Genomic DNA, 10,224 nt, shown 5'->3' with positions numbered 1-10,224 from the left:
ACCCCCTCCACATCCCCCAGCACATCACCCCCGCAGGCCAATCCCGCACCTGGGGACACCGCTGGCACTGACCCGCACAACACCACCCGCGGCCCCTGGGACCGACCCCGCGCCCCGGGACCGGGCCCACGGGCCGCCGCATGCGGACGGGGCGCTACTGCTGGGCGGTGCTCTCGCCCGCGACCAGCGTGTGACCGACGTCGACGATCGCCGCAGCGGCGGGCCGGTTCCCTGATTCGATGCGCTCGAGCAGCACGCGCCCGGCCTCCTCGCCGATCCGTCTGCTGGGAACGAGCATGGTGGTGAGCGTGGGCACCAGGTGCTGGCCGACGTCGAACCCGCCGAAGCCGGTCACGCCGATCTCGCCGGGAACGGCGACGCCCGCCCGCATCGCCTCGAGCACGGCGCCTGCGGCGAAGACGTCGCTCGAGAACATGACGACGTCAGCCTGCGGCAAGTCGGCTCGCGCCTGGCGGAAGAGGTCGCGGCCGGCGTCCATGCTGACGCCGGCCGATCCCGCATCGAGAATGCGCACGGGCACGCCGGGGAACAGCCGCCGCATGCCGTCCTCGAATGCCGCGCGGCGGCGAAGCGCGCGCACGTCGCCCCCGCTGAACTGCCCGGCGAGAATTGGGAACCGGTAGCCGAGCGCGTGCACGTGCTCGATCAGCGCGCTCATCGCGGCGTAGTTCGAGAAGCCGACCACCGAGTCGACCGGGTGCTGCGTCAGCTCCCACGATTCGACGACCGGCACGCGCGCGGCGTTCAGCAGCGCCTGCGCGCCGGGGGTGTGCTCGGTGCCGACCAGCACGACGCCGTCGGGGCGCCGGCCGAGGAAGGCGCGGAGCATCTCCTCCTCCTGCTGCAGGCTGTACTCGGTCGTCCCGATGAAGAGGTGGTAGCCGTGCGGGGCGAGCACGGTCTCGAGGCCCTGCACGGTCTCGGCGAAGACCGACGCCGAGACCGCGGGGATCAGCACGGCGATCGTGCGGCTGCGGTTGGAGGCGAGGTTGCTCGCCGCGAGGTTCGGCACGTACCCGGTGGAGCGGATCGACTCCTGCACGCGTTCGAGGGTCTCGGCGGAGACGACGTCGGGCTGGCGGATCGCGCGCGACACGGTCTGCGGCGAGACCCCGGCGTGCGCTGCGACTTCGGCGAGGGTCACGCTCCGGGTGGACCGTCGGCTCGATCGGCGGTCGCCATCAGCATGCATCGCTCACCTCAGCAGTTCTCTCCTCGCCAGGTTTCGCATGAGCGCGCCGACTCCGAACTCCCACGGAGCGCACGTCTCGCTGTGCGCGACCCGGTTGACCAGTGTCCCCAGTGTAGGGGACGAGATGCGCACGATGTCGTCGACATGGTGGGTGAACCCCGCGCCGACCTCGCCGCGATCCGCGGTCGGCGCGAAGAGGGTGCCCAGGTACAGTGCGGCGCCGTCCGGGTACTGGTGCTGGGGTCCGATGAGCTGGCGCACGAGGTCCGCCGGGTCTCGGCTGATCTGCGTCATGTCCGACCGCGCGTCGAGCTCGAAGCCGTCGGCGCCGTCGACCCGGAGGCGCACCTCGGCCCGCCGCACGTCGTCGAGCGAGAAGGAGGCGTCGAAGAGCCTGATGAACGGCCCGAGGGAGCCGGACGCCGTGTTGTCCTTCGCCTTCGGAAGCAGCAATGCGCTGCGCCCCTCCACGTCGCGGAGGTTGAGGTCGTTGCCGAGCGTGGCCCCGAGGATCCTGCCATTGCGGTCGACGATCAGCGCGATCTCGGGCTCGGGGTTGTTCCAGTTCGACGTCGAGAGCACGCCGATCTCGCTGCCGGTGCCGACGGAGGCGAGCACCGGGCACTTGGTGAAGATCTCCGCGTCGGGTCCGATGCCCACCTCGAGGTACTGGCTCCACAGGCCCTGCTCCACGAGGTACTCCTGCAGCTTCGACGCCTCCGCGGAGCCGGGGCGGATCGCGCCGAGGTCGCCACCGATCACACCGAGCACCTGGGCGCGCACGCGCTCCGCCTCCTCCGCGTTGCCGCGGGCGCGCTCCTCGATGACGCGCTCGATCATCGAGACCGCGAAGGTCACCCCGGCGGCTTTGACGCACTGCAAGTCGACGGGCGACAGGAAGGTCGGCGAGCGCCGGTCGCCGCGCATGGTGGCGTCGAGCACCGCCTCCGTCGCGCCGAGCGGCGCTCCGGCCGAGGCTCGGGCCGCCGCCGCCGGATCCTCCGCCGTCATGAGGTCGCTCACCGTCGGGTACACGTGCGAGAGGTCGTACACGGTCTCGCCGGTCACCAGCACGGGGCTCGGGCCCGGCGCGGCCGGGTCCCAGACGCGGCCGACGAGGGTGGCCTCGGCGTGATCGTGCGGGAGGGTCTCCGCGAGGGTCGCCGGCCAGGCGGCGCCGCGGGCCTCCGGGGCGGGCCGCGGAGTCGGCGCGATGGGCTTCGCTGCTGGGGTCATGTTCGTTCCCGTTCGTTCTGAGTGTCGGTGCGGCGGTCAGCGCCCGCGGAAGACGCCGTCGCGGCGCTCGGCGAACGCGCGTCGCCCCTCTGCAGCGTCCTCCGTGGCGAAGGCGATGGTCTGCAGATCGCGTTCGTAGGCCACCGCCTGGTCGTGCGGCAGGTTGTACGCCGCCCTGATGTTGGCCTTCGCCGTCTCGACGGCGATGGGCGGGCGCGATGCGATCGTCGTCGCCAGCTCGCGCGCGCGATCGAGCAGCCCCTCCCCGGGGACGACCTCGCTGACGAGGCCCCAGCGCAGGGCGGTCTCGGCGTCGATCATGTCGCCCGTCATCGTCATGACGGCGGTGTTGCTCGGGCCCGCGGCGGCGGAGAGGAACGCGCTCATGCCGCCGCCGCCGATCCACCCGAGCTTCACCTCGGGAGCGGCGAACCTCGCCGTGGTCGACGCGAGCCGGATGTCGCAGATCAGTGCCGTCTCGAGGCCGCCTCCGAGGGCGTAGCCGTTGACCGCCGCGATGATCGGCTTGCGGAGTTCGTGGAGGGCGTCGCAGTAGTCCATGCGGTTGCGGAACCGCCAGGGCGTCGCGTAGTCGTCGAGCGTGCGGATGTCGCTGCCGGCGCAGAACGCCCGGTCTCCCGCCCCGGTGAGGATCACGACGCGGATCGCCGCGTCGTCGTTCGCCGCATGGGCGATGCGCTCGAGCGTGCGCGACATCTCCGGGGTGACGGCGTTGAGCTTCTCAGGGCGCTGGAGCGTGATCGTCAGCACGAAGCCGTCGAGGGCGACCCCGATCTGGTCGGTCGCGAACTGTGTGATGTCGTTCATCGGGTGCCTTCCGGTACGTGACGGCGTGATTCGCGGGCGAGCGCGCCGAGGCGCCCGATCGCTTCGTCGGAGTCGAGGTCTCCCGCGAGCGCGGCGCGCACGATGGCGGACCCGGCGATCTGGGCGTCGGGGTAACCGGCGTACCGCGGGCGCAGGCAGGCGGACTCGATGGTGTCGCGGGTGCTCGAGTAGAAGGCGCCGGCGGCGGCGTCGACCTCGGCGTCGTTCCACGCTGCGGCGAGCGCGGGCTGCCCGTCGAACTCGGGGATGACGGCGCGCTGGGTGCGCGGCGAGACGAGCCAGTCGAGGTAGTCGCGGAGCGCCTCGGTCACGCGGGTGCGGCCGCTGATCGCCACCCCCGTGCCGCCGATGGTCGACCCGATGCGCGCGCCGGGCGCGATGCGCGGCGCGTCGCCGAAAGCGACGGGCGCACCGCTCCCCCGCGTGGCGAAGTTCACATAGCCGTAGACGAGCGGCACGTACGCGAGCGGATCGTCGGAGGCGAGGTGCTCGAGCAGCGCGATCGGATTGAGCCGGTCGTACCCGGGCGCCGCATGCGCGTGCACCGCGCGCAGCAGGTCGAGGGCATCGCGCGCCTCGCGATCCGGCACCCACGACTCGCCGGGCGCATCGACCGGTTCGGCTCCGAGTGCCGCTGCCGCCGAGAAGAACGAGAGCAGCGCGTGCGGTCCCGAGACGCTGAGCGCGACCGGCACCTCTCGGGCGAGGCGTTCGACGTCGGACCAGGTCTCGGGCTCGGCATCCACCCGGGTCGCATCGCGAGCGCTCACCTGGGCGGCCGCGTCGATGGGGAGCGCCCACGTGCTGCCCGCCCACCGGTAGGAGCGCAGGGAGAGACCCGCGTACACCCGGGCGAGCGCCGGGTGCTCTGCGCCGAGCACCGATTCGATCGGCTGCAGGCAGCCCGCCTCGACGGCGTCGCCGATGTGCGGGTGGTCGAGCACGATCAGGTCGTACTGCTCCGCGAGCGTCCCGATCGGGTGCGCCTCGAAGCCCTCCAGGGAGTGGACCTCCCAGTCGATGTCGATGCCGCGCTCGCGCCACAGCACGGAGGCCGCCTCGAGCCACACCCGACCCCTGGGGTGATCCCAGGTCAACCCTCGGTAGCGGTTCACTGCGCCTCCAGCGCCGCATCGAGCTGCGCGACGACTCCCTCGGCGACGAGCCGATCGACCTCGGCGCTCGACACCCCGATCCCGGCGAGGATCTCGCGACTGTGCTCCCCCGTCTGCGGCGCCCCGCGGCGCACCGCCGGCGGGGTCTGCGAGAACCGGTACGGGAACCCCGGGGTCTTCACGAGTCCCTCGGTCGGGTGCTCGTACTCCACGAAGGTGCCGTTGTGCGCGATCTGCGGATCGTTGACGAGGTCCTCGTACGAGTACACGGGGCCCGCCCACACGCCTCGCTCAGAGAAGAGCGCGAGCCACTCGGCGCTCGTGCGCTGCTCGAGCGCCCGGGCGGTGCGGGCGAACAGCTCGTCGCGCATGCTCCATGCCGCCTGCTCGTCGTCCAGGCCGCGCAGCGAGTCGTCGTCGAAGAGGTCGGCGAGCACGTCGAGCGAGGGGAACGCGAGCACGATGTACCCGTCCTGCGTGCGGAACGAGCCGTAGGGCGATCTGATGTAGACGTGGGCGTGCGGCTGAGCGCTCCGCTGCTGCGGCACGCCGCCGACGGTGTAGACGGAGAGCTCCTGCATCTGCAGCGTGGTGATGGCGTCGAGCATGTTCACCGTCACGAGCTGCCCCTCCCCGGTGCGCTCCCGGTGCAGCAGTGCCGCGAGCACCCCCTCGAACGCCGTCGAGGCGGTCACCGCGTCGGCGAGGTACTGACCCGCCGCCTGCGGCGGCTGTCCGGCGGCACCGGTCGACAGCATCGCGCCCGACATCGCCTGCAGCAGCAGATCCTGCCCGGGCCGGTCGCGGTACGGCCCGTCCTCGCCGTAACCCGAGATGGAGACGTAGACGATCGACGGGTTGATCGCGCGCAGGGATTCGTAGTCGACCCCGAGACGTTGCGCGACCCCCGGGCGATAGTTCTGCAGGAATACGTCGGATTCAGCGACGAGCCGGTACAGCAGCTCCCGGCCCTCTGCGTTCTTGAGATTGAGCGCGAGCGAGCGCTTGTTGCGGTTGAGCGACAGGAACGACACGTTCACCTGGTTGCCGGTCACGCCGCCCGCGGGGGTGTGGCGCTGCCATTCGCCCGCGGTGGGCTCGACCTTCACCACGTCGGCGCCGAGGTCTCCGAGGCGCTGCGCCGCGAACGGCCCCGCCATCGCGATGGAGCAGTCGAGCACGCGGTAGCCGCTCAGCACACCTGATGGGGTGGTCATGCGGTTGCCTCCTTCCCTGAGATGGACTGCACGCGCGATCGCGCAGCAGCGGTGGCCTGCGGGCCGTCGAGCAGGGTGACCGCGGTGCGGTAGCTCCGCGAGTCCCCGTGCTCGAGCCAGATCATGCTTCCGTCCTCGCGCGCGGCGGCCTCGCCGCTGACGTGGTGCGTCGACGGTTCGAGCCCGACGCCGTACTGGCCCTCGCGGAGGTTCTGCCATTCGAAGAAGTGCGGCATCCCCGCCGCATCCCATTCGAGCTCGACGCCGAATTCGCCGTCGCGGCGGATCAGGGCGACGCGATGGCTGCCGGTCTCGCTCGCGGAGAGGCGATGCTCCCACACCTGCTCGACGAAGTGCCGCTCGGGAGCGATCAGGCGATCGAACGGCGCCCCCTGCTCGTCGACGGAATCCGACTTCCAGAGGTGCTCCTCGACGGCGCCGCAGAACTCGGAGCCCTCGTCGACCACCGGCCAGCCGATGTTGATGTGGTAGAGGAACATGTGCGGTGTGCGCTCGAATCCGAGGTTCGTCACCTCGTCGTCGATCCGGAATCCGGAGCCGTGCACGTCGACCTCGATCGTCCGCCGCAGGCGCAGATGCTCGCCGAACGACGTCGCCTGCACCACCTCGCCGATCACGCGCAGCACCCCGCCGTTCTCCTCCCACGCCTCGTCGACCGACAGCAGACGCGCGGGCAGCGAGCTCAGGCGGCCGTGCAGGCCGTGCCGCACCGTCTGCTTGGGCGGGTAGTGGTAGTGCGACGCGTCGTACTCGCCGCCGAAGAGCGCGTGGTCGAGGCCGCCGCTCACGAGGAAGCCGTCGAGGGTGCGCAGCCACGCGAGCCCGTCCTCCGCCTCGACCTCGTGGAGCGCGGGGTGGCGGTAGCCGTTGCCCGAGCGCCACGAGACCGGCACACCCCGGTAGCGCACATCGCCGATGTCGAAGGCGCGGTCGATGAGCACCTCGATCTCGAGCCCGTGGGCGTTGCGCATCTGCAGCGAGCGCACGCCGCGCTCCTGCCCGTTCGCGCGCACCACTTCTCTGATCTCGGCGAAGGCCGCGAGGTCGCCGCTGCGCCGCCGGAGTTCGCTCGTCGGCTGCCGCACCGCGGCGCCGAACCAGTCGTGGTCGTTCATTCCATCACCCATCCGCCGTCGACGTTGATCGTCTGCCCGGTGACGAAGGACGCGTCCTCCCCGACCAGGAACGATACGACCGCCGCCAGCTCCTCGTTGCGTCCGCGGCGTTTGATCGACTGCTTCTCGATCACCGTGCGGTTGTAGGCCTCGGGGTCCCCGTTGATCTCCTCCGCCTTCGTCGGGAATGCGCCGGGCGAGACCGCGTTGACGCGCACCCCGGTCGGCCCGAGTTCGCGGGCCAGCGATCGCGTGAGCCCCACGGCGGCGCCCTTCGTCGACACGTAGCTCACGAGATGCTCCCACCCCCCGTGGAAGGTGATGGATCCGATGCTGACGATCGATCCGCGACCGCGCGGCACCATGCGCCGTGCGGCGGCCTGGGCTCCGGCGAAATAGGCGATCTGGTTGACCCGCAGCACGTCCTCGTACTCGGCGAGGGGGATGTCGAGGAAGGGGGTGGCGGGATAGATGGCCGCGTTGTTGATCATCGCCTCGAGCGGGCCGAGCTCGCGCTCCACGTGTGCGACGGCTCCGTCGATCGCGGCGGTGTCGCGCAGATCGAGGTCGATGACGAGGTTCGGGATCCCGTGCTCGTCGAGCAGGGCGCCCGTCTCGCGGAGCGTCTCGCCCGCGCGGCCGACCACGCCGACCGCGTAGCCGTCCTGTCCGAGCCGGAGGGCGATGGCGCGCCCGAGGGCGCCGCCCGCCCCGGTCACGAGGGCCGAGCGGGCGGCGGACGCTGCAGGTGCGGTCATGCTCAGACGCCCTGACGCTTCAGCACCTCGCGGAGGAACTCCTTCGCGCGGGGCACGTCGGATTCGTCGAGGTGCTCGATGATCAGCGGGATGTTCGGGTTGCGCTCGGAGAGGCGGCGCACGTACAGGTCGTAGTCGAGCGATCCGAGACCGGCGGCGGGCAGTTCGATCTCGCCGACTCCGCGGAAGGTGTGCGAGGCGAGCGCGTCGTCGTCGCCGATGTCGGCGTGCTTCTCGCTCTTGTCGTCGCCGGCGCGCTTCACGTCTTTGGCGTGCGCGATGCGCACGCGGTCGCCGAGGGTGTCGAAGACCTCGTTCAGCACTCCCGCCTGGTCGTCGATGTTGCCGGAGTCGAAGTAGTTCGTGGGGTCCATGAGCAGTTCGAGCCCGGGGTGGTCGATGTCGTTGAACACGCGCGACGTCTCCCGCACCGACCCGATCACGTTGTTGACGTAGGTCTCGAGCAGGAAGGTGGCACCGTGATCCCATGCCTCCTGGGCGAGCTCGGTGAGCACGGAGCGCACCTGCTCGTAGGCGTCCTCGCTGCGATTGTGCGGGTCGTGGTCCCATTCGCTCTCGGCGTTGAAGGTGCCCGACTCGCTGATGACGTAGGGGGTGCCGAAGTCGCGCGCGCTGCGGATGATCTCCTTGAGGCGCTCCACGTTGGAGCGCCGCTTGTCGTGATCGGGGTGCACGATGTTGGTGTACCCCGAGATCGCGCAGATCGGCGCGTCATGATCGCGGAAGGTGTCTTGCACGCGCTTCGCCTTCTCCTTCGTGATCTGACCCGACGAGAGGTCGATGTCTTTGAAGTGGAGGTCGAGCTGCACGGCGTTCAGCCCGAGGTCCTGGATCTTCTGCGCCGTGGTCTCGAGGTCGTAGGGGAAGTACCCGGAGAAGATGCCGATCTGAATCATGGTGGAAGAGCTCCTTTGCGTTCCTGGTGGGTGTTGTGCTGAGTGTGGTGATGGGTGTGCTGGTGGGTGGCGTGGTGGTCGGTTCGGTGCGCGGGGTCAGAGGGCGAACTCGTCGAGCCGTACGGCGCGGTGCTCGTCGAGGGAGCGGTAGCCGGCTTCGACGAGCGCCATCGTGCGCACGTTGTCCGCGACGGTGAGTGCGGGGGGCTGCCCGCTGTCGAGGGCGTGCTGCACCTGCTCCATGACGCCGATGAAGGCGTGGGGGAACCAGTGGGTGTCCCAGGTCGGCGACACCCACTCCCCGTTCGTCTCGTGCGCCGATGCGTAGCTGATCGTCGACGGTGCGCCGTTCGGCCAGCCGATCGTTCCGCGCGCGACCCCGGCGGTGCCCTCGATGCGCCAGGAGATGAAGAAGTCGGAGTCGTAGCCCTCCTGCCGCGGGCCACCCCAGACGTCTTCGCGGGAGACGGCGAGCACGCCGTTCTCGAACTTCAGCGTCGAGGCCACGATGCCGTCGGTGTGCGCGAACTCGGTGCGGGGGTCGGGCCGGCCGGCGGTGTAGATCTCGGTGGGCTCGCCGAAGAGATAGCGCAGGGCGTCGAGGTGGTGCACGCTCATGTTCGCCAGCGTGAGGCGGTCGTACTCGGTGAGGAAGGTCTGCCAGTGCGGCACCGCGTGCATGTCGATGGCCGCGAAGACCGGCTCGCCGAGCGCTCCGCGTTCGAGCAGCTGCTTGACCGAGCGGATCGACTGGTCGTAGCGCATGTTCTGATTGACGGAGAGGATCTTGCCCGCGGCGGCGGCCTCGTCGCGCAGGGCGATGGCCTCGTCGAGGGAGAGCGCGAGCGGTTTCTGCGCGAGTACGGCCGAGATGTGGGGCTGGGCGAGGGCGAGCCTGATCAGCTCCGGCTGCTGATCGGGCGGGAAGGCGATGTCGAGGATCTCGACGCGCGGGTCGAGGATCAGGTCGCGCGGCGACTCGTGCACGGTCTCGATGCCGTAGCGCTCGGCGACCGCTGCGGCGTTGGCTCGGGTGCGCGATGCGATGGCGACGACCGGGAATCCGGCGAGCCGGTACGCCTCGAGATGCTGCTCGGCCATGATCGCGCCGGCGCCGATGGCTCCGATCGGATGCGAACGCGATCTCACGCGCACGTCGGGCTCGAGGTCGAACGCCTCGGCCGTCTGCTCCATCACCGCTGATGTCATCTGCACTTCCTCCTTGAAGTTCGCGCCTCGCGGCGCCGCGGCCATCATGTCACATTTGTTATGTTAGCGCTCTTGGCAGCGCTGCCATTTTGATGTTAGTGTCACCACGCAGCGCTCGTCAACACGTTCTCGAAACCTCTCGGAAACGCGCTCGGCATCGAAGCCTCGCGGCGCAGCACCCCGCAGTCTGATTTCAAAGGAGAAAGCATGCAGCACTCACGCACCCTCGCCCGCGGCCTGGGCGTCGCCGCGATCGCGGCCCTCGGATTCACCCTCGCAGCCTGCAGCTCGGCCCCCGCCGAGGGCGGCGGAGGGGGCGCGGAGGGCGGCGACGACGGCAAGTTCGTCATCGGCTTCCAGCAGCCGCTCGGCGGCCAGGCCTGGCGGGAGACGGGCCTCGCCGCGATGCAGGCCCTCGCCGCGCGCGACTACGGCGACACGGTCGAGCTGAAGATCGTGCGCACCAACGACAACGACGCCGCGCAGCAGAACGCCGCCATTCAGAACCTCATCGCCGAGGGCGTCGACGCGATCCTCTTCGACCCCGCCTCCGCCACCGGCCCAACACCACCCC

10 protein-coding genes are annotated in these 10,224 nt (G+C 70.4%); 1 reads left to right on the top strand and 9 read right to left on the bottom strand.

All coding sequences use genetic code 11. The features are described from left to right. Positions 1 to 154: 154 nt before the first annotated feature. The 9 genes from NS354_RS11095 to NS354_RS11055 form a co-directional block, all read right to left on the bottom strand. Positions 155 to 1,165: a LacI family DNA-binding transcriptional regulator gene (locus tag NS354_RS11095; protein ID WP_153002195.1), complete on the bottom strand. Its 1,011-nt coding sequence runs from the start codon at positions 1,163 to 1,165 to the stop codon at positions 155 to 157. A gap of 51 nt (positions 1,166 to 1,216) precedes the next feature. After that, positions 1,217 to 2,449 (bottom strand): fumarylacetoacetate hydrolase family protein, encoded by a 1,233-nt coding sequence (locus NS354_RS11090; protein ID WP_241490495.1) that lies wholly within the window; start codon positions 2,447 to 2,449, stop codon positions 1,217 to 1,219. A 36-nt stretch (positions 2,450 to 2,485) separates the two neighbouring features. Further along, positions 2,486 to 3,277: an enoyl-CoA hydratase/isomerase family protein gene (locus tag NS354_RS11085; protein ID WP_058594544.1), complete on the bottom strand. Its 792-nt coding sequence runs from the start codon at positions 3,275 to 3,277 to the stop codon at positions 2,486 to 2,488. Beyond that, positions 3,274 to 4,413 carry an extracellular solute-binding protein gene (locus NS354_RS11080; protein ID WP_082678044.1) on the bottom strand — a complete coding sequence of 380 codons (1,140 nt, stop codon included), beginning with the start codon at positions 4,411 to 4,413 and terminating at the stop codon, positions 3,274 to 3,276. Before NS354_RS11080 ends, NS354_RS11085 begins: the two co-directional genes overlap by 4 nt. Further along, positions 4,410 to 5,630: a CaiB/BaiF CoA transferase family protein gene (locus NS354_RS11075; RefSeq protein WP_058594542.1), complete on the bottom strand. Its 1,221-nt coding sequence runs from the start codon at positions 5,628 to 5,630 to the stop codon at positions 4,410 to 4,412. Before NS354_RS11075 ends, NS354_RS11080 begins: the two co-directional genes overlap by 4 nt. Beyond that, a complete protein-coding gene (locus NS354_RS11070) occupies positions 5,627 to 6,766 on the bottom strand; it encodes a DUF4432 family protein (protein WP_082678043.1) in 1,140 nt (379 codons plus the stop codon). Before NS354_RS11070 ends, NS354_RS11075 begins: the two co-directional genes overlap by 4 nt. Then, positions 6,763 to 7,524 carry an SDR family NAD(P)-dependent oxidoreductase gene (locus NS354_RS11065; protein ID WP_058594541.1) on the bottom strand — a complete coding sequence of 254 codons (762 nt, stop codon included), beginning with the start codon at positions 7,522 to 7,524 and terminating at the stop codon, positions 6,763 to 6,765. The genes NS354_RS11070 and NS354_RS11065 overlap by 4 nt, the downstream gene beginning before the upstream one ends. Before the next feature lie 2 nt (positions 7,525 to 7,526). Beyond that, complete coding sequence (locus tag NS354_RS11060) at positions 7,527 to 8,441, bottom strand: sugar phosphate isomerase/epimerase family protein (RefSeq protein ID WP_058594540.1); 915 nt, start codon at positions 8,439 to 8,441, stop codon at positions 7,527 to 7,529. A gap of 96 nt (positions 8,442 to 8,537) precedes the next feature. Then, positions 8,538 to 9,650 (bottom strand): Gfo/Idh/MocA family protein, encoded by a 1,113-nt coding sequence (locus NS354_RS11055; RefSeq protein ID WP_206542608.1) that lies wholly within the window; start codon positions 9,648 to 9,650, stop codon positions 8,538 to 8,540. Positions 9,651 to 9,857: 207 nt separating this feature from the next. On the opposite strand from NS354_RS11055, the gene NS354_RS11050 reads away from it, so the two are divergent. Further along, a partial coding sequence (locus NS354_RS11050) for a substrate-binding domain-containing protein (protein WP_153002194.1) occupies positions 9,858 to 10,224 on the top strand: 367 nt, incomplete at its 3' end.

The organism is Leucobacter chromiiresistens (genome assembly GCF_001477055.1).
Classification (GTDB): domain Bacteria; phylum Actinomycetota; class Actinomycetes; order Actinomycetales; family Microbacteriaceae; genus Leucobacter; species Leucobacter chromiiresistens_A.
The sequence above is the reverse complement of the archived record's forward strand: the minus strand, read 5'-3'. Positions and strand labels throughout refer to the sequence as shown.

Excerpts from the sequence above, each read along its gene's own strand:
- NS354_RS11090 (WP_241490495.1), bottom strand. The coding sequence starts at position 2,449 with ATGACCCCAGCAGCGAAGCCCATCGCGCCGACTCCGCGGCCCGCCCCG.
- NS354_RS11085 (WP_058594544.1), bottom strand. The coding sequence starts at position 3,277 with ATGAACGACATCACACAGTTCGCGACCGACCAGATCGGGGTCGCCCTC.
- NS354_RS11075 (WP_058594542.1), bottom strand. The coding sequence starts at position 5,630 with ATGACCACCCCATCAGGTGTGCTGAGCGGCTACCGCGTGCTCGACTGC.
- NS354_RS11070 (WP_082678043.1), bottom strand. The coding sequence starts at position 6,766 with ATGAACGACCACGACTGGTTCGGCGCCGCGGTGCGGCAGCCGACGAGC.
- NS354_RS11065 (WP_058594541.1), bottom strand. The coding sequence starts at position 7,524 with ATGACCGCACCTGCAGCGTCCGCCGCCCGCTCGGCCCTCGTGACCGGG.
- NS354_RS11060 (WP_058594540.1), bottom strand. The coding sequence starts at position 8,441 with ATGATTCAGATCGGCATCTTCTCCGGGTACTTCCCCTACGACCTCGAG.
- NS354_RS11055 (WP_206542608.1), bottom strand. The coding sequence starts at position 9,650 with ATGACATCAGCGGTGATGGAGCAGACGGCCGAGGCGTTCGACCTCGAG.